At 61.3% G+C, this 17,621-nt stretch carries 17 protein-coding genes and 1 pseudogene; 13 read left to right on the forward strand and 5 right to left on the reverse strand.

The features are described 5' to 3' along the window. Positions 1-126: 126 nt before the first annotated feature. Positions 127-1,560: a transglycosylase SLT domain-containing protein gene (locus BSF44_RS27735; RefSeq protein WP_095946201.1), complete on the reverse strand. Its 1,434-nt coding sequence runs from the start codon at positions 1,558-1,560 to the stop codon at positions 127-129. A gap of 99 nt (positions 1,561-1,659) precedes the next feature. Next, complete coding sequence (gene gloB / locus BSF44_RS27740) at positions 1,660-2,427, reverse strand: hydroxyacylglutathione hydrolase (RefSeq protein ID WP_095946202.1); 768 nt, start codon at positions 2,425-2,427, stop codon at positions 1,660-1,662. A 65-nt stretch (positions 2,428-2,492) separates the two neighbouring features. On the opposite strand from gloB, the gene BSF44_RS27745 reads away from it, so the two are divergent. The 5 genes from BSF44_RS27745 to BSF44_RS27765 all read left to right on the forward strand — a co-directional run bounded on the left by BSF44_RS27745 (position 2,493) and on the right by BSF44_RS27765 (position 7,759). After that, positions 2,493-3,251: a class I SAM-dependent methyltransferase gene (locus tag BSF44_RS27745; protein WP_095946203.1), complete on the forward strand. Its 759-nt coding sequence runs from the start codon at positions 2,493-2,495 to the stop codon at positions 3,249-3,251. A 92-nt stretch (positions 3,252-3,343) separates the two neighbouring features. Further along, positions 3,344-3,796, forward strand: a complete 453-nt coding sequence (gene rnhA, locus BSF44_RS27750) for a ribonuclease HI (RefSeq protein WP_007979123.1) — start codon at positions 3,344-3,346, stop codon at positions 3,794-3,796. Positions 3,797-3,991: 195 nt separating this feature from the next. Beyond that, positions 3,992-4,750, forward strand: a complete 759-nt coding sequence (gene dnaQ, locus BSF44_RS27755) for a DNA polymerase III subunit epsilon (protein WP_095946204.1) — start codon at positions 3,992-3,994, stop codon at positions 4,748-4,750. 124 nt (positions 4,751-4,874) lie between these two features. Then, the gene (locus tag BSF44_RS27760) at positions 4,875-7,130 is read left to right on the forward strand and encodes an arginine/lysine/ornithine decarboxylase (RefSeq protein WP_095946205.1); all 2,256 of its coding nucleotides are present in this window, start codon (positions 4,875-4,877) and stop codon (positions 7,128-7,130) included. 14 nt (positions 7,131-7,144) lie between these two features. Further along, positions 7,145-7,759 carry a GNAT family N-acetyltransferase gene (locus BSF44_RS27765; protein WP_095946206.1) on the forward strand — a complete coding sequence of 205 codons (615 nt, stop codon included), beginning with the start codon at positions 7,145-7,147 and terminating at the stop codon, positions 7,757-7,759. Here BSF44_RS27765 and BSF44_RS27770 read toward each other — a convergent pair. Further along, positions 7,725-8,618 (reverse strand): LysR substrate-binding domain-containing protein, encoded by an 894-nt coding sequence (locus BSF44_RS27770; protein WP_095946207.1) that lies wholly within the window; start codon positions 8,616-8,618, stop codon positions 7,725-7,727. The genes BSF44_RS27765 and BSF44_RS27770 overlap by 35 nt on opposite strands. An 88-nt stretch (positions 8,619-8,706) precedes the next feature. Beyond that, entirely contained in the window at positions 8,707-8,934 is a 228-nt protein-coding gene (locus BSF44_RS27775) for a hypothetical protein (protein ID WP_095946208.1), read from the reverse strand. 175 nt (positions 8,935-9,109) lie between these two features. Here BSF44_RS27775 and BSF44_RS27780 point away from each other — a divergent pair, with 175 nt between their 5' ends. Further along, positions 9,110-9,670: an NADPH-dependent FMN reductase gene (locus tag BSF44_RS27780; protein WP_095946209.1), complete on the forward strand. Its 561-nt coding sequence runs from the start codon at positions 9,110-9,112 to the stop codon at positions 9,668-9,670. 184 nt (positions 9,671-9,854) lie between these two features. Here the strand turns inward: BSF44_RS27780 and BSF44_RS27785 are convergent, their stop codons facing one another. Beyond that, positions 9,855-10,805, reverse strand: coding sequence for a DUF1853 family protein (locus BSF44_RS27785; RefSeq protein WP_095946210.1), 951 nt, complete (start codon positions 10,803-10,805; stop codon positions 9,855-9,857). Between the two features lie 117 nt (positions 10,806-10,922). Here BSF44_RS27785 and BSF44_RS27790 point away from each other — a divergent pair, with 117 nt between their 5' ends. From BSF44_RS27790 to BSF44_RS30550, 7 genes and pseudogenes are all read left to right on the forward strand, one after another. Beyond that, on the forward strand, positions 10,923-11,813 hold the full coding sequence (locus BSF44_RS27790) for an NAD(+) kinase (protein ID WP_057398469.1): 891 nt from the start codon (positions 10,923-10,925) through the stop codon (positions 11,811-11,813). Then, positions 11,813-12,784, forward strand: a complete 972-nt coding sequence (locus tag BSF44_RS27795; RefSeq protein WP_095946211.1) for a metallophosphoesterase — start codon at positions 11,813-11,815, stop codon at positions 12,782-12,784. Before BSF44_RS27790 ends, BSF44_RS27795 begins: the two co-directional genes overlap by 1 nt. After that, on the forward strand, positions 12,781-13,650 hold the full coding sequence (locus tag BSF44_RS27800) for a rhomboid family intramembrane serine protease (protein ID WP_095946212.1): 870 nt from the start codon (positions 12,781-12,783) through the stop codon (positions 13,648-13,650). The genes BSF44_RS27795 and BSF44_RS27800 overlap by 4 nt, the downstream gene beginning before the upstream one ends. A gap of 33 nt (positions 13,651-13,683) precedes the next feature. Then, positions 13,684-13,944, forward strand: coding sequence for a YeaC family protein (locus BSF44_RS27805; protein ID WP_056727623.1), 261 nt, complete (start codon positions 13,684-13,686; stop codon positions 13,942-13,944). Then, positions 13,941-14,771 (forward strand): DUF2797 domain-containing protein, encoded by an 831-nt coding sequence (locus BSF44_RS27810; protein ID WP_095946213.1) that lies wholly within the window; start codon positions 13,941-13,943, stop codon positions 14,769-14,771. Before BSF44_RS27805 ends, BSF44_RS27810 begins: the two co-directional genes overlap by 4 nt. Positions 14,772-14,781: 10 nt before the next feature. Then, the gene (gene pepN / locus BSF44_RS27815; RefSeq protein ID WP_095946214.1) at positions 14,782-17,439 is read left to right on the forward strand and encodes an aminopeptidase N; all 2,658 of its coding nucleotides are present in this window, start codon (positions 14,782-14,784) and stop codon (positions 17,437-17,439) included. Next, positions 17,436-17,621 (forward strand): annotated as a pseudogene (locus BSF44_RS30550) (hypothetical protein); the annotation flags it as partial. The gene pepN and the pseudogene BSF44_RS30550, both read left to right, overlap by 4 nt.

The following is a 17,621-nucleotide window of genomic DNA, read 5'->3' on the forward strand; positions in this document are numbered from 1 at the left end:
GGCTTATCAGTTTGCATTGATGGCGACTGACACGCCGTCATCGCGAGCAGGCTCGCTCCCACAGGTTTTTGTGCTGCCCACAAAACTGTGAAGGCATAAAAAAGCCCCTGGATTCAGGGGCTGTTTTTAATGCGGATTGGCCACCGTCAACATCTGGCCAGGCTTCAGTGCCTGGCCGACACGCGGGTTCCAGCGCTTGAGGTGCTGCATCTCAACGTTGAAGCGCTTGGCCACGATGTACAGCGAGTCGCCTTGCTGGACCTTGTACTTGGTCTGCTGCTTCTTCGCATTGGCTGCGATTACGGTGTTGACGCGCCCGGAACTGCGTTTGCCGGTGTCCTGCATGACCAGGGTCTGACCGGCCTTGAGATTCTTGCCGCTCAGTTTGTTCCAGCGTTGCAGGTCCTTCACGTCGACGTTGTTGGCCTTGGCGATGGAACCGAGGTTGTCGCCCCGCTTGACCCGGTAGGCGCGCTTGACGCTGGCGACCTGGGTGTCGTCGGCACCTTCGAAGACCGGCTTGAGCGATTTCTTGCTGATCAGTTCTTCAGGACGCATGGTCTGCAGGCTGCTGGTCAGCAGTTGCGCCTTGGAGGTCGGGACCAGCAGGTGCTGCGGGCCATCAAGGGTGGTGGTGCGCTGCTTGAAAGCCGGGTTGAGCTGGAACAGTTCGTCTTCGTCGATGTTGGCGACTTCAGCAACCTTGGACAGGTCCATGCGCTGATTGATTTCGACGACCTGGAAATACGGTTCGTTGGCGATCGGGTTGAGGTTCACGCCGTAGGCTTCCGGCGCCATTACCACCTGCGACAGTGCCAGCAACTTTGGCACGTAGGCCTGGGTTTCTGAGGGCAGTGGCAGGTTCCAGTAATCGGTCGGCAGGCCGAGGCGTTCGTTGCGCTCGATGGCCCGGCTGACGGTGCCTTCGCCGGCGTTGTAGGCCGCCAGGGCCAGCATCCAGTCGCCGTTGAACATGTCGTGCAGGCGGGTCAGGTAATCCAGCGCGGCGGTGGTCGACGCGGTGATGTCGCGGCGGCCATCATAGAAACGGGTTTGACGCAGGTTGAAGTAACGCCCGGTGGACGGGATGAACTGCCAAAGACCCACCGCGTTGGCCCGGGAATAGGCCATCGGGTTGTAGGCACTTTCAATCACTGGCAGCAGGGCCAGTTCCAGCGGCATGTTGCGTTCTTCAAGGCGCTCGACGATGTAGTGAATGTAGAGGCTGCCACGTTCGCCGGCGTTTTCGAGGAAAGATGGATTGCTGGCGAACCACAGGCGCTGTTGCTCGATGCGCGGGTTGACGCCCAGCCCGTCCTGCAGCTGGAAGCCCTGGCGCATGCGCTCCCAGACGTCCTGGGGGATTTGCGGGCTGGGTTTTTCGCTGAGCCAGATCGGCTTCTGCTTGGCGCGCGCGGCGATGTTCTGCGCGTGCGCCGCATCGGTCTGCGGCGCATGGCTGGAACAGCCCGCCAGGGTGGCGGACACAGCCACCGCTATGGCTTGAGCCAAGCGGGTCAATGCGTCTGAACTGATGGCTTTGCGAATAGGTGACGACATTGGCTGGAAGTAAGTTCCGGGCAAAAATGTCGGGCGATTCTAGAAAGCGCACCCTGCGCGGTCAACCTTTCAGAATTGTTGCAATCTTGAGAGACCCCTTTAGAACCTGTCTTTCCACGCTCGAAGCGCAGCAAAAACCATATCGGGCGCCGAGTTATCGGTGCCGGTCCGTTCGTCCGCTTTTTCTTTAACGGATGTTTCACCGGAGCGCAAAAACGGGTTTGTGAGCTTTTCCAGCGCCAGTGTCGAGGGCAGCGTCATGATCCCGGAATCCCGTTGGCGGGTGACTTTGGCCAAGCGTTCGGCGGTGTCCGGGTTGTTCGGTTCGACGGCCGCGGCGAACTTCAGGTTGCTGAGGGTGTACTCGTGGGTGCAGTACACCAGCGTGTCATCCGGCAAGCCGGCCAGGCGTGTCAGCGAGCTGTACATTTGCTGTGGGGTGCCTTCGAACAAGCGTCCGCAGCCGGCGGCAAACAGTGTGTCACCGCAGAACAGCAAGCCGTGATGGTAGTAGGCGATGTGCCCCAAGGTGTGACCCGGGACCGCGATGACGTCGAAATCCCAGCCGAGCACGCTGACCTTGTCGTTGTCCTTGAGCGCAACGTCCCGCCCCGGGATCGTTTCGCTGGCCGGACCATAGACTTTCGCGTCCGTCGCTTTTTTCAGCTGTTCGACGCCGCCGACGTGGTCATGATGGTGATGAGTGATCAAAATATCACTCAGTACCCAGCCCGGATTGGCACCGAGCCAGGCTTGCACGGGGGCGGCATCACCCGGGTCGACGACCGCGCAGCGCTTGCTGCCGTGATCTTGTAATAACCAGATGTAGTTGTCGGTGAAGGCGGGCAGGGCAGTGATCTGTATCATCGTCGGATTCGCCAAGCGGAAAACATTGGCGCATCTTAGAACTTCCTGGCGCGTTGGAGAATGCAATGACTGATAAAGCGTTCGCACAAGCCGATCCTGACTGGCTGGCGTTGATCAGCGCCGCCCGCGAGTGGCTGGCCGGTCCCATCGGGCAATTTTTGCTGGACGAAGAGCGGCGCATGCTCGAAGACGAGCTCGGACGGTTCTTTGGTGGCTATCTGGTGCATTACGGCCCCTCGGCCCAGACCCCGCCGTCGGCTCCCCAGGTGCAGCGCAATGTGCGCCTTGGCGCGCCGTTGCCGGGGGTCGAGATCGTTTGCGAGGAACAGGCCTGGCCGCTGAGCGAACATGCCGCCGATGTGGTGGTGCTGCAGCATGGCCTGGATTTCTGTCTGTCACCCCACGGTCTGCTTCGCGAGGCGGCCAGCAGCGTACGTCCTGGCGGGCATTTGCTGATCATCGGCATCAACCCCTGGAGCAGTTGGGGCCTGCGGCATGTGTTTGCCCAGGATGCACTGCGCAAGGCGCGCTGTATTTCGCCGTCACGGGTCGCGGACTGGCTTAACCTGCTGGGCTTCGCGCTGGAGAAACGCCGCTTCGGGTGCTATCGTCCGCCGCTTGCGTCACCGGCGTGGCAGACCCGCCTGGCCGGTTGGGAGCGCAAGGCCGGAGACTGGCAATTGTCGGGCGGCGGCTTCTATTTATTGGTGGCGCGCAAGATCGTGGTGGGCTTGCGTCCGCTTCGCCAGGAGCGGCGCGAACCGATGGGCAAGCTGATCCCGTTGCCGATGGCCAAGGTCAACCGGCGCAACATCGAACCGTAATACACACTTTTCATTTGCGGCCGGGCCTGTCCCGGCTTCGGGCGTCGTCGGTCAGCGATCGGCGGGCCAACGCATTTTCTGGATAGATTGGCATGAGCGATAGCGTAGAACTGTTCACCGACGGCGCCTGCAAAGGCAACCCTGGCCCTGGCGGCTGGGGCGCACTGCTGGTGTGCAAGGGCGTCGAAAAGGAACTGTGGGGCGGCGAGGCCAATACCACCAACAACCGCATGGAACTGATGGGCGCGATCCGTGGCCTGGAAGAGCTCAAGCGTCCCTGCGAGGTGCTGCTGGTGACCGACTCCCAGTACGTGATGAAAGGCATCAACGAGTGGATGGACAACTGGAAGAAGCGCGGCTGGAAAACCGCGGCGAAGGAGCCGGTGAAAAACGCTGACCTGTGGAAGCTGCTCGACGAGCAGGTCAACCGCCACAAGGTCACCTGGAAATGGGTGCGCGGACACATTGGCCATCACGGCAACGAACGGGCCGACCAGTTGGCCAACCGTGGCGTCGATGAAGTGCGCGGGTACAAGCAGGGCTGATTCCGTTCAACCGATACACCGAGTCGCGGCCCATCGCGAGCAGGCTCGCTCCCACAAGGGATCTTCGGCATATGGAGATCAACTGTTGGAGCGAGCCTGCTCGCGATGGACGTCACACGGTCTGACTGAAAGACCCCGGCGAGCGTGTTAACATCGCCGCTTTTGCACGATTGACCGATTGAGAGCTGAGCACTGATGGCCACCAGATCCGTTGTACTCGACACCGAAACCACCGGCATGCCGGTGACCGACGGCCACCGGATTATCGAAATCGGTTGTGTCGAGTTGATCGGCCGACGCCTGACGGGCCGGCACTTTCACGTGTACCTGCAACCCGATCGCGAAAGTGACGAGGGCGCCATCGGCGTCCACGGCATCACCAACGAATTCCTCGTGGGCAAGCCGCGTTTTGCCGAGGTGGCCGAAGAGTTCTTCGAGTTCATCAAGGGCGCGCAGCTGATCATCCATAACGCGGCGTTCGACGTTGGCTTCATCAACAACGAATTCGCCCTGATGGGCCAGCAGGACCGCGCGGACATCACGCAGCACTGCTCGATCCTCGACACCCTGATGATGGCCCGGGAACGTCACCCGGGGCAGCGCAACAGCCTCGATGCCCTGTGCAAACGCTATGGCGTCGACAACTCCGGCCGTGAGCTGCACGGCGCCTTGCTCGACTCCGAGATTCTCGCCGACGTTTACCTGACCATGACCGGCGGCCAGACCAGCCTGTCCCTGGCCGGCAACGCCTCCGATGGTAATGGCTCCGGTGAAGGGGCGGACAACTCGGCCACCGAGATTCGCCGTTTGCCGGCGGGCCGCCAGCCGACGCGCATCATCCGCGCCAGCGAAGACGACCTGGCCCGCCACGCGGCGCGCCTGGAAATCATCGGCAAATCCGCGGGTGCTCCGGCGTTGTGGGTGCAGTTGGCCGAGGCTGAAGCGCAGGCTTGACCCTTTCAAAAAAAGGGACACATTGTGACCCATTTCAGGGCATCCCGCTCGCCACATCCGCTGCAACACTCTACCCTGAGGTGATTGGCAGGCTCTGGTCTGCCGCCTCGGGACACTGAGCCTCATGTACAAAGACTTGAAATTCCCGGTCCTGATTGTCCATCGCGACATCAAGGCCGACAGCGTCGCCGGCGACCGTGTGCGGGGAATTGCCCGGGAGCTGGAGCAGGAAGGGTTCAGCGTGGTCTCGGCGGTGGACTACACCGAAGGACGTCTGGTGGCGTCGACTTACCATGGCTTGTCCTGCATGTTGATTGCCTCTGAAGACGCCAGCTCCCATTCCCATCTTTTACAAAACATGGCCGAGCTGATCGGTCTGGCGCGGGTGCGTGCGCCGGATCTGCCGATCTTCGCCCTGGGCGAAAAAGTGACCCTGGAAAACGCGCCCGCCGACGCCATGGCCGAGCTCAATCAGTTGCGCGGCATTCTTTACCTGTTCGAGGACACCGTGCCTTTTCTCGCCCGGCAGGTGGCCCGTGCCGCGCGCAAATACCTCGATGGCCTGCTGCCGCCGTTTTTCAAGGCGCTGGTGCAGCACACGGCGGACTCCAACTACTCCTGGCACACCCCCGGTCACGGTGGTGGCGTGGCGTATCACAAAAGTCCGGTCGGGCAGGCGTTTCACCAGTTTTTCGGGGAAAACACCCTGCGCTCGGATCTTTCGGTGTCGGTGCCCGAGCTCGGCTCCTTGCTCGATCACACCGGCCCCCTGGCTGAAGCGGAGGCCCGCGCGGCACGCAATTTCGGCGCCGATCACACCTTTTTCGTGATCAATGGCACCTCCACGGCCAACAAGATTGTCTGGCACTCGGTGGTTGCCCGCGATGACCTGGTGCTGGTGGATCGCAATTGCCATAAGTCGGTGCTGCACTCGATCATCATGACCGGCGCGATCCCGTTGTACCTGTGTCCGGAGCGTAATGAGCTGGGGATCATCGGCCCGATTCCCCTGAGTGAGTTCAGCCGCGAATCGATCCAGGCCAAGATCGACGCCAGTCCGCTGACCAAGGGCCGTTCACCGAAGGTCAAGCTCGCGGTGGTGACCAATTCGACCTATGACGGCCTCTGCTACAACGCCGAGCTGATCAGGCAGCAACTGGGCAATAGCGTTGAGGTATTGCACTTCGACGAGGCCTGGTACGCCTATGCGGCGTTTCATGAGTTCTTTGCCGGGCGCTACGGCATGGGCACGTCCCGTGATGAAGACAGCCCGTTGGTGTTCACCACCCATTCGACCCACAAGTTGCTGGCGGCCTTCAGCCAGGCATCGATGATTCACGTGCGCGATGGCGGTGCGCGGCAACTGGACCGGGATCGCTTCAACGAAGCGTTCATGATGCACATCTCGACCTCGCCGCAGTACGGCATCATCGCCTCGCTGGATGTGGCTTCGGCGATGATGGAAGGGCCAGCCGGGCGTTCGCTGTTGCAGGAAATGTTCGACGAGGCCCTGAGTTTTCGCCGGGCGCTGGCCAATTTGCGCCAACACATTGCCGCCGATGACTGGTGGTTTTCGATCTGGCAGCCACCGTCGGCAGAAGGCATCGAGCGGGTCGTCACCGAGGACTGGTTGCTGCAACCCGATGCCGACTGGCACGGCTTTGGCGGCGTGACCGACGATTATGTGCTGCTCGACCCGATCAAGGTCACGCTGGTGATGCCGGGATTGACGGCCGGTGGCGCCCTCAGCGAGCGCGGGATCCCGGCGGCGGTGGTCAGCAAGTTCCTTTGGGAGCGCGGCCTGGTGGTCGAGAAGACCGGGCTGTATTCGTTCCTGGTGCTGTTCTCCATGGGCATCACCAAGGGCAAGTGGAGCACGCTGCTCACCGAGTTGCTGGAGTTCAAGCGCAGTTACGACGCCAACGTCGGTCTGGCCAGTTGCCTGCCCTGCGTGGCCCAAGAGAATGTCGCGCGCTATCAGGGCATGGGTCTGCGTGATCTGTGCGATCAGTTGCATGCCTGTTATCGCAGCAATGCCACCGCCAGGCACCTCAAACGCATGTACACCGTACTGCCGGAAGTCGCGATGAAGCCGGCGGACGCCTATGATCAATTGGTGCGAGGTGAAGTCGAGGCCGTGTCGATCGATGCGCTGGACGGGCGGATCGCCGCGGTGATGCTGGTGCCGTATCCACCCGGCATTCCGCTGATCATGCCGGGCGAGCGTTTTACCGAGTCGACTCGCTCGATCATTGATTACCTGGCATTTGCCCGCACGTTCGATAGCAGTTTTCCGGGGTTCGTTGCTGATGTGCACGGATTGCAACATGAAGATCAGGGCAGTGGGCGGTGCTACACCGTCGATTGCATCAAGGAATGAGGACCTTTCCCAGTATGCAGCCGGTTATAAATCCGAATTTCCCAGGGTTGTCGGTACGGGTTGCCGACGAGGGTTTTGCCGCCTACATCTGGGGCAGTGATTTCAGTTTCGAGGTCGCGGCCTACGGAGCGGCGGAAATAGGCAAGCCAGTGGCACAATGGCCGGTCACTCCGATCACGCCCTATCGCAAGTGCTACGGCATCGATCCCGAAGAGTTCAGCAGCTTTCGCGATGCCGCCGACAGTGCGATTTTCATGGCGTATCTGGATGACCAGCCTGTGGGACACCTGGTAGTCAGTACCAACTGGAACGGCTTTGCCCATATCGACGAGCTGGCGGTGCACGCACCTGGCCGGCGACATGGCGTGGCCAAGTCCCTGCTGGATGTGGCACATTTCTGGAGCCGCAAGAAAAAGCTTCCGGGCATCATGCTCGAAACCCAGAACAACAACCTGGGGGCCTGCCGGCTCTATGAACGCTGCGGTTACGTGCTTGGCGGGATCGACCACCTGCGCTATCGCGGCATCGATCCGAACACCGCCGAAGTGGCGCTGTTCTGGTATCGACTGTTTGAAAACCCGCTGGAAAACCCGTTCAGTTCGTCAGCATCGCCGCGGCTTGTTCCGTGACGATGGCCAACAGTGCCTGAACCGCCGCAGAGGGTTCGGCGTTTTTCAGGGTCAGGGCGTAAAGGCTGATCGGGACCGCTGGTGCCAGTGGGCAGGCGTCCAGGCCCGAGGCTTTGGCGCCGAGGGCGGTGAAGGGGTCGACGATGGCCAGCCCTTCGCCGGCCTCGACCATGCTGCGCATCATCTGATGCGTCTGGACCCGGGTTTGAATCACCGGGGCAGGGTGCAAGCCGTGCAATTTGTTTTCCAGCGCCGGGCTCAACGGATCGTGCCCCTCCAGGCCGATCATCGATTGGCCGGCCAGATCCTGCAGTGAAATGTATTTCTGTTTCGGTTGCAGCCAGCCATGGGGCGCGAGCAACTGGAGTTTGCCCTGGGCAATCACCTGGCAGTCGAGGTCGGCGTGATCGGGGTCATGCAGGCTCAGGCCCAGATCGCTTTCACGCAGCAGCAGGCTTCTGACGATGTCGCGGGTGGGCTGGCTCAGCAGTGTGCAAGGCGCATCGGGCAGGCGCCGGCGCAGGGCCGCGATGCTGTGTGGCAACAATTGGTTGGCCAGAGGCGGGGTGCAGATGATGCGCAGCGGCGGCGCCAGGTATTGCCTGAGGCTGTTGGCCAGACGCTGCACCGGTTCGAGCGCATCGTAGACCCGGGCAATTTCCACCTGCAAGTCCCGCGCTTCGCGGGTAGCCTGCAATCGTCCGCGCACGCTGGCGAACAGCATGAAACCCAACTGATCCTCGGCGTCGCGCAGCAAGTGCTCGACTTCGGCCACCGGCAACTGCAGCCATTCGGCGGCGGTGCCCAGGTGACCGGTCTGCAAGAGCGCCTGGATCACTTCGATATGGCGTAAGCGCATGCGTGAAGTCCATGTTCAGCAGGTGGAGGAGTCAGTGGCTGAATCCTACCCCAAGTCCGCGCATATGACTTCTGCTCATAACGACGGGTTATGAAACGCTGGCGGTTTGCGGTTCGCGGGTAATGGTCACGCCGGTTTGCACCAGCATGAATTCATTGTCGTCGACCTTGTTGACACGGTCGCCAATGGCCAGCTTGTAGGTGGTGACAGGGCCTGAGCCGTCTACCGCCGGTGTGGAGTCCTGGAACTCGTGCACCGAATAAATACGGCCTTGCGCATCTCTTGCATGGAACTGACCGACGAGTACTGCTGCCATCTGTTTAGAACCTCTGGAGATAAATCACTCAATTTGCGGCACTGTAGACCGTGCATGGGCGAGGTAAGTTTTCCTACGGGAAAAAAATAGTCAGGGACGGTGTTTTCGGTCGCCCGCTGCTTGAATCGTCATCTATAACTACAAGCTCTTCCTATCGGACAGTCGAGAAACTCTTATGAGCAACGTCTATACGATCGCCGTCGTGGTCGGCAGCTTGAGAAAGGAATCGATCAACCGCAAGGTCGCACGGGCCCTGATAGAACTGGCGCCGGCCAATCTCAAGCTCGACATCGTCGAAATTGGCGATCTGCCGCTCTATAACGAAGACATCGATGGCGCTTCACCGCCGGCAGCCTACAGCACTTTCCGACAACAGGTGAGCTCATCCGACGCGGTGTTGTTCGTGACCCCGGAATACAACCGATCGGTGCCGGCACCGTTGAAAAATGCGATTGACGTCGGTTCTCGCCCTTATGGCAAGAGTTCGTGGAATGGCAAGCCTGGCGCCGTTATCAGTGTTTCGCCGGGGGCCGTCGGCGGGTTCGGTGCCAATCACAACCTGCGTCAATCCATGGTGTTTCTGAATGTGCCGATGATGCAGCAGCCGGAGGCCTATCTGGGGAACGCCGGTTCGGCATTCGACGAGGCGGGCAAGCTTTCTGAGTCGGTCAAGCCGTTCCTGCAAAATTTCATCAATGCCTATGGGCAATGGGTTGAGCAGCACAAGAAGGTTTGATGGTCATTGATCAGCGTATTGTCCTGCCAGGCGCTGGGCGGTTATCTCTTTAGGCCGGGCTGGCCCCTTCGCGAGCAGGCTCGCTCCCACAGGGATCTTCAGTGGATACAAGATTTGTGTTCGGCTGGGACCCATTGTGGGAGCGAGCCGGCTCGCGATGAGGCCGGCTCAGACACAGCAGAACTCAGGCATTACCCGGCACATTGGGCCAAAGGTCCGACACCAGAAACAATCGCTCGGCCTCTTCCCAGTCGCCATTGGCATTTTCCGTCAGGCGCACCAGCAGTTGTGCCGGCGCCAATGGGTCCAGGTCATCCAGCCATGCCTGCATCTGTCCGGGGTTCCAGGTGTGCTCGGCCGAATAATGCGCCGGCGCCAGCCAGGCGTGGCGGGGCAGGGGTTGCCAGCGGCCGGGCGGGCTCTGGGCCAACAACGCCGGCCAATCCTTTTGATGCAACCAGCGACCGCGCAAATGTTGCGGATGGGCACCCGATGGTGGGGCGGCTTGTCCGGGCCATGGGTACAGCAAGTATCCCCCCAGCCATAAATGGGCGCTGAACGCCTGGATATCCAGCGCCGCCAGCACTTCACGGCTCTCGGCGCGAGCTGAAATCGGCAATTGATGCTGGCTCAGATGCGCCAGTTTGCGGTCGAGTCGGTCGTGGCAGCCGGGGCCCAGCCACTGGGCGGTGTCGTGTCCGTCGCCGGATTGCGGGCCGAGGTAGAGCTTGATCGCCAGTTCCAGGTGATGCACGCCGTCGCGGTCGCGCAGCAGCATGTCCAGTTCACCCAGGGTGTGCCCCTCGCGGCGAATCGGCATGTTGGCGGCAATCAGCTCAATGCCCGGCGCATGCTGCACGGCGAATTGCCAGAGGCGTTCGTAGTACAAACCCAGGCGCCGGGTCCGGGCCTGGGCCAGCCAGTGCAGCAGACCATAACTGTCCCGATCCAGTTGCCGCAACCAGTGCTCCAGGCGATCCGGTGCCTGCACCCAGTCGCTGCCGGCCAGCGGGTGGCGCTGCGGCCACGGGGTATCGTCCAGCATGGGCGGCGCGAGGATGACCCACGCCAGGTCACGCACTTCGGGATGGCGTAACTGATGGGGCAGGTGGAGCAAATCGGGAAATAGCATCATCTTGCGAGCATAGCCCGAAACCCGGGCACACCCTTGAAGCTGAAAGGATTTTGTCTACGGGCGGCTTTCGCCCATAATCGTGGTTTTCGCCGCCACGCAGATCCCCGCAGGAGCCCCATGGAGCAATTTCGCAATATCGGCATCATCGGTCGCCTGGGCAGTTCCCAGGTGCTGGATACCGTCCGCCGACTGAAACGGTTTCTGCTCGATCGTCACCTGCACGTGATCCTCGAAGACACCATCGCCGAAGTGCTGCCAGGGCACGGCTTGCAAACCTCGTCGCGCAAGATGCTTGGCGAAGTGTGCGACATGGTCATCGTGGTCGGTGGTGACGGCAGCCTGCTCGGTGCCGCCCGGGCATTGGCCAGGCACAATATTCCGGTGCTCGGCATCAACCGCGGCAGCCTGGGTTTCCTCACCGACATCCGTCCCGATGAGCTGGAAACCAAGGTCGCCGAAGTGCTGGACGGCCACTATCTGGTGGAAAACCGCTTCCTGTTGCAGGCCGAAGTCCGTCGCCACGGCGAGGCCATCGGCCAGGGCGACGCACTGAACGATGTGGTGCTGCACCCCGGCAAATCCACGCGAATGATCGAGTTCGAGCTGTACATCGACGGCCAGTTCGTCTGCAGCCAAAAGGCCGACGGCCTGATCGTCGCGACGCCGACCGGTTCCACCGCCTACGCGCTGTCCGCTGGCGGACCGATCATGCATCCAAAGCTCGACGCTATTGTGATTGTGCCGATGTACCCCCATACCTTGTCGGGTAGACCCATCGTGGTCGATGGCAACAGTGAGCTGAAAATCGTCGTGTCCAAGGATATGCAGATTTACCCGCAAGTCTCGTGCGACGGGCAGAACCACTTTACCTGCGCGCCGGGGGACACCATTACCGTCAGCAAGAAAGCCCAGAAACTGCGGCTGATCCATCCGCTTGACCACAACTACTATGAAGTCTGCCGGACCAAACTCGGCTGGGGCAGCAAGTTGGGGGGTGGAGGCGACTGATGCTCGATCCCGCGCGTAGCTACGACCTGATCGGTGACGTGCACGGTTGCGCCTTGACCCTGGAGCACTTGCTCGACCGACTCGGTTATCACAAGCAGGGAGGTGTCTGGCGGCATGCCTCGCGCATGGCGGTGTTCGTCGGCGATATCATCGACCGCGGCCCGCGGATTCGCGAGGCACTGCATATCGTCCACGACATGGTCGAGGCCGGTCAGGCGCTGTGCATCATGGGCAACCATGAATTCAACGCACTGGGCTGGAGCACGCCGGCGCTGCCCGGCAGCGGCAAGCAGTTCGTGCGCGAGCACACGCCGCGCCATGCCCGCCTGCTGCACGAAACCCTGACCCAGTTCGAACACCATCCGGGTGACTGGCACGACTTCCAGCAATGGTTCTACGAGCTGCCGTTGTTCGTCGATGCCGGGCGTTTTCGCGTGGTCCACGCCTGCTGGGACGCCGGCCTGATCGAGCCGCTGCGGGCGTTGTTCCCCAACGGCTGCGTCGACGAGCATTTTGTCCAGGCGTCGGCGCAGGCGGGCTCCTTTGCCTGCACCGTATTCGACCGGCTGCTGCGTGGCACGGACATGCGCTTGCCCCATGGCCTGACCATGACCAGCGGCGATGGCCTGGTGCGTTCGTTCTTCCGGACCAAGTTCTGGGAAGACGATCCGAAAACCTACGGCGATATCGTGTTCCAGCCGGATGCACTGCCCGAACCCGTGGCCCGGACGCCGCTGACGTCCACCGAAAAGAACAGTTTGCTGCGCTACGGCATCGATGAGCCGCTGTTGTTCGTCGGCCATTACTGGCGCAGCGGCAAGCCGGCGCCGATCCGGCCGAACCTGGCCTGTCTGGATTACAGCGCGGTGCTCTACGGCAAACTGGTTGCCTACCGACTGGATCAGGAAACCCGCCTGGATCCGCAAAAATTCGTCTGGGTCGATGTCGAGCGGCCGGAGGTGCTGCAATGAGTGCTGTAGCGGTATTGCGTCTGCCCCTGGCGGTGGACTTGAGCGGGTTCGTCACTTTGCTCAAGCGCATGCAAGTGCCCCATCGGGTCAGCGAAGAAGCTGGCGAGCAGGTGCTGTGGGTGCCGGACAACATCAGCGAAGACGTGCGTGCGCTGTACGAACGTTTTCCGGCGGGTGACCCCGACCGGCAACTGGACATTCCGCTGGCGCAAACCATCAAGCGTCCGGGGTTCGTCGAGCAGTTGAAATACGCCAGGGCTACCGCGCTGGTATTGCTGCTGAGCATGATCGTCGGCGCGGTCACCTTGCTGGGCGACAACCTTGAAACGATGCGCTGGCTGACCTTCCTCGAATTCCGCGTGGTCGGCGAATACATCCACTTCACGCCACTGGCCGACAGCCTGGCGGCGGGGCAGTGGTGGCGCCTGGTCACGCCGATGCTGATCCACTTCGGCATCCTGCACCTGGCGATGAACGGCATGTGGTACTGGGAACTGGGGCGGCGCATCGAGTCGCGCCAGGGCAGTATCAACCTGATCGGCCTGACCTTGCTGTTCAGCCTGGTGTCCAACTTCGCCCAGTATCTGTTCAGCGGGCCGACCCTGTTCGGCGGTTTGTCCGGCGTGCTGTACGGCCTGCTCGGGCATTGCTGGATCTTCCAGCTGCTGGCGCCGAACCCGGCTTATCGCCTGCCGCGCGGCGTGCTGGTGATGATGCTGGTGTGGTTGCTGCTGTGCCTGTCCGGGCTGGTCTCGATGATCGGCTTCGGCGAGATCGCCAACGCGGCCCACGTCAGCGGGTTACTCATCGGATGCTTCACCGGTTTGTTGGGCGGTTTGTATAACCGCCGTAAACTGGCCGCCTAATTTAAGAACATGCAATAAAGAGACGGAGACCCAATGTCCTCTTTTAACGAAATGATCAACAACATCACCCCCGATATCTACGAGAGCCTGAAACTGGCCGTGGAAATCGGCAAATGGTCCGACGGTGGCAAGCTCACCGCCGAACAACGCGAGCTGTCGCTGCAGGCGATGATCGCCTGGGAAATCCAGAACCTGCCCGAGGACCAGCGCACCGGTTACATGGGCCCGCAGGAATGCAGCTCGAAGTCGATTCAAGTGCCCAATATCCTGTTCAAGTCGGATGCCATCCATTGATCGAGATTGGCCGCGGTGCAATCAGCAAAATGTCGGCGCGCCTGGACGGGCCGAATGTGCAATACGCATTTCGTCTGGGCGAAACCGAGGTCCCGGTCAATCCGTTGATCGGTACCACGGTGCGCCTGGAATACCTGGGGGCGATCCACTGCACCCATTGCGGGCGCAAGACCAAGACCAGTTTCAGCCAGGGTTACTGCTACCCGTGCATGACCAGACTGGCCCAGTGCGACGTGTGCATCATGAGCCCGGAGCGCTGCCACTTCGAGGCCGGAACCTGCCGGGAACCCGAGTGGGGCGAGAAGTTCTGCATGACCGATCACGTGGTGTACCTGGCCAACTCGTCGGGGGTGAAAGTCGGGATTACCCGCGCCACCCAGTTACCGACCCGCTGGCTCGACCAGGGTGCGAGCCAGGCGTTGCCGATCATGCGCGTCTCGACCCGCCAGCAGTCCGGTTTCGTTGAAGACCTGTTCCGCAGTCAGGTGGCCGACAAGACCAACTGGCGTGCTTTACTCAAGGGCGATGCAGCGGCGGTGAACCTGACCGAAGTCCGCGATCGACTGTTCGACAGCTGCGCCGAAGGCTTGCTCGGGTTGCAGCAGCGATTTGGCTTGCAGGCGATCCAGCCGGTGACCGACGTCGAACCGCTGGAAATCCGCTACCCGGTCGAGCAGTACCCGGCGAAGATCGTCAGCTTCAACCTGGACAAGAACCCGATTGCCGAAGGCACGCTGATGGGGGTCAAGGGCCAATACCTGATCTTCGATACCGGCGTGATCAACATTCGTAAATACACGGCTTACCAGCTCGCCGTGCATCAGTAAGGACTCCAGCATGCGCACCGAACAACCGAAGATGATCTACCTCAAGGACTATCAGGCACCCGAGTACCTGATCGACGAAACACACCTGACCTTCGAGTTGTACGAGGACCACAGCCTGGTCCATGCGCAACTGGTGATGCGCCGCAACCCCGAGCGTGGCCCGGGCCTGCCGCCGCTGGTGCTGGACGGCCAGCAGCTGGAACTGCTGTCGGTCACTTTGGCCGACCGTGAGCTGAGCGCCGCCGACTATCAGTTGAGCGAGAATCACCTGACCCTGCATCCGGCCAGCACCACCTTCACGGTCGATACCAGTGTCCGGATCCACCCGGAAACCAACACCGCGCTGGAAGGCCTGTACAAGTCCGGCACGATGTTCTGCACCCAGTGCGAGGCCGAAGGCTTTCGCAAGATCACCTATTACCTCGACCGCCCGGACGTGATGAGCACCTTCACCACCACGGTCGTCGCCGAACAACACAGTTATCCGGTGCTGCTGTCCAATGGCAACCCGATCGCCTCCGGTCCCGGTGAAGAGGGCCGGCACTGGGCGACCTGGGAAGACCCGTTCAAGAAACCGGCGTACCTGTTCGCGCTGGTGGCCGGGGACCTGTGGTGCGTCGAAGACAGCTTCACCACCATGAGCGAGCGCAACGTGGCGCTGCGCATTTACGTCGAGCCGGAAAACATCGACAAGTGCCAGCACGCCATGAACAGCCTGAAGAAGTCCATGCGCTGGGACGAAGAGGTCTACGGTCGCGAGTACGATCTGGACATCTTCATGATCGTCGCCGTGAATGACTTCAACATGGGTGCCATGGAGAACAAGGGCCTTAACATCTTCAACTCCAGCGCCGTGCTCGCCAAGGCGGAAACCGCCACCGACGCCGCGCACCAGCGTGTCGAGGCGATCGTCGCCCACGAATACTTCCACAACTGGTCGGGCAACCGCGTGACCTGCCGCGACTGGTTCCAGCTGTCGCTCAAGGAAGGCTTCACCGTGTTCCGCGATGCCGGTTTCTCCTCGGACATGAACTCGGCCACGGTCAAGCGCATCCAGGACGTGGCCTACCTGCGCACCCACCAGTTCGCCGAGGACGCCGGCCCCATGGCCCACGCCGTGCGCCCGGACAGCTTCATCGAGATTTCCAACTTCTACACCCTGACCGTGTATGAAAAGGGCTCGGAAGTGGTCGGCATGATCCACACTTTGCTCGGCGCCGACGGCTTCCGCAAAGGCAGCGACCTGTACTTCGAACGCCACGACGGCCAGGCCGTGACCTGCGATGACTTCATCAAGGCCATGGAAGATGCCAACGGTGTCGACCTGACCCAGTTCAAGCGCTGGTACAGCCAGGCCGGTACACCGCGTCTGGCGGTAAGCGAGTCCTACGATGCAGCCTCGAAAACCTACAGCCTGACCTTCCGCCAGAGCTGCCCGCAAACCCCGGACAAGGTTGAAAAACTGCCGTTCGTGATCCCGGTCGAGCTAGGCCTGCTGGACAGCAAGGGCGGCGAGATTGCCCTGCGTCTTGCGGGTGAAGCCGCCGCCCAAGGCACGACCCGCGTGATCTCGGTAACCGAGGCCGAGCAGACCTTCACCTTCGTCGACATTGCCGAACGACCGTTGCCGTCGTTGCTGCGTGGCTTCTCGGCACCGGTGAAGCTGAGCTTCCCGTACAACCGTGATCAGTTGATGTTCCTGATGCAGCACGACAGTGACGGCTTCAACCGCTGGGATGCCGGCCAGCAACTGTCGGTTCAGGTGCTGCAGGAGTTGATCGAGCAGCAGCAGAAGGGTGAAGCGCTGGTACTCGATCAGCGTCTGGTGTCGGCGCTGCGCACGGTGCTCTCGGATGAGTCGCTGGATCAGGCCATGGTCGCCGAAATGCTCTCGCTGCCGAGCGAGGCGTACCTGACCGAGATCAGCGAAGTGGCGGACGTCGAGGCGATCCATGTCGCCCGCGAGTTTGCCCGCAAGCAACTGGCGGACGCATTGTTCGAAGGCCTGTGGCTGCGTTATCAGGCTAACCGCGATTTGTCGAAGCAGACGCCGTACGTGGCCGAAGCCGAGCACTTTGCCCGTCGTGCCTTGCAGAACATCGCGCTGTCCTACCTGATGCTCAGCGGCAAGCCGGAAGTATTGGCGGCGACCCTGGAGCAGTTCGACGCGTGCGACAACATGACCGAGCGCCTGACTGCACTCGCCGTTTTGGTCAATTCGCCCTTCGAAGCCGAGAAGGCCAAGGCGCTGGCCAGCTTCGCCGAGCACTTCAAGGACAACCCGCTGGTCATGGACCAGTGGTTCAGTGTCCAGGCCGGCAGCGTGTTGCCCGGTGGCCTGGCACGGACCAAGGCGTTGATGCAGCACCCGGCGTTCAACATCAAGAACCCGAACAAGGTGCGGGCGCTGGTCGGTGCGTTCGCCGGGCAGAACCTGATCAACTTCCATGCCGCCGACGGTTCCGGGTATCGCTTCCTGGCGGATCTGGTGATCGAGTTGAATGGCTTTAACCCGCAGATTGCTTCTCGGCAGTTGGCGCCTTTGACTCGCTGGCGCAAGTACGACAGCGCTCGTCAGGCTTTGATGAAGGGGGAGCTGGAGCGGATTCGGGCTTCGGGGCAGTTGTCCAGCGATGTGTTTGAAGTGGTCAGCAAGAGTTTGGCTTGATCTTGGCTTTTGAACTTGGCGGCCTTCGGGCCGACCAGGTTCGTGGGTTGATTGAGTACATATCCGTTGCTGCGGTAACGGCGGCTTATGGTTTCGCCCTTACGGCGACTCACTTTTCCAAACGCCGAAAAGTAAGCAAAAGGCTTTGCCCCGACGTACGGCACCTCGCCAAGGCTCGGTGT

It is taken from the genome of Pseudomonas sp. ACN8 (genome assembly GCF_002303925.1).
Classification (GTDB): Bacteria; Pseudomonadota; Gammaproteobacteria; order Pseudomonadales; family Pseudomonadaceae; genus Aquipseudomonas.

What these genes read in the sequence shown, in the direction of transcription:
- BSF44_RS27770 (WP_095946207.1), bottom strand. Translation starts at nt 8,618, where the DNA reads ATGCGCTTACGCCATATCGAAGTGATCCAGGCGCTCTTGCAGACCGGT.
- BSF44_RS27760 (WP_095946205.1), top strand. Translation starts at nt 4,875, where the DNA reads ATGTACAAAGACTTGAAATTCCCGGTCCTGATTGTCCATCGCGACATC.
- BSF44_RS27745 (WP_095946203.1), top strand. Translation starts at nt 2,493, where the DNA reads ATGACTGATAAAGCGTTCGCACAAGCCGATCCTGACTGGCTGGCGTTG.
- gloB (WP_095946202.1), bottom strand. Translation starts at nt 2,427, where the DNA reads ATGATACAGATCACTGCCCTGCCCGCCTTCACCGACAACTACATCTGG.
- BSF44_RS27795 (WP_095946211.1), top strand. Translation starts at nt 11,813, where the DNA reads ATGCTCGATCCCGCGCGTAGCTACGACCTGATCGGTGACGTGCACGGT.
- pepN (WP_095946214.1), top strand. Translation starts at nt 14,782, where the DNA reads ATGCGCACCGAACAACCGAAGATGATCTACCTCAAGGACTATCAGGCA.
- BSF44_RS27780 (WP_095946209.1), top strand. Translation starts at nt 9,110, where the DNA reads ATGAGCAACGTCTATACGATCGCCGTCGTGGTCGGCAGCTTGAGAAAG.
- BSF44_RS27790 (WP_057398469.1), top strand. Translation starts at nt 10,923, where the DNA reads ATGGAGCAATTTCGCAATATCGGCATCATCGGTCGCCTGGGCAGTTCC.
- BSF44_RS27800 (WP_095946212.1), top strand. Translation starts at nt 12,781, where the DNA reads ATGAGTGCTGTAGCGGTATTGCGTCTGCCCCTGGCGGTGGACTTGAGC.
- dnaQ (WP_095946204.1), top strand. Translation starts at nt 3,992, where the DNA reads ATGGCCACCAGATCCGTTGTACTCGACACCGAAACCACCGGCATGCCG.
- BSF44_RS27805 (WP_056727623.1), top strand. Translation starts at nt 13,684, where the DNA reads ATGTCCTCTTTTAACGAAATGATCAACAACATCACCCCCGATATCTAC.
- BSF44_RS27775 (WP_095946208.1), bottom strand. Translation starts at nt 8,934, where the DNA reads ATGGCAGCAGTACTCGTCGGTCAGTTCCATGCAAGAGATGCGCAAGGC.
- BSF44_RS27765 (WP_095946206.1), top strand. Translation starts at nt 7,145, where the DNA reads ATGCAGCCGGTTATAAATCCGAATTTCCCAGGGTTGTCGGTACGGGTT.
- BSF44_RS27735 (WP_095946201.1), bottom strand. Translation starts at nt 1,560, where the DNA reads ATGTCGTCACCTATTCGCAAAGCCATCAGTTCAGACGCATTGACCCGC.
- rnhA (WP_007979123.1), top strand. Translation starts at nt 3,344, where the DNA reads ATGAGCGATAGCGTAGAACTGTTCACCGACGGCGCCTGCAAAGGCAAC.
- BSF44_RS27785 (WP_095946210.1), bottom strand. Translation starts at nt 10,805, where the DNA reads ATGATGCTATTTCCCGATTTGCTCCACCTGCCCCATCAGTTACGCCAT.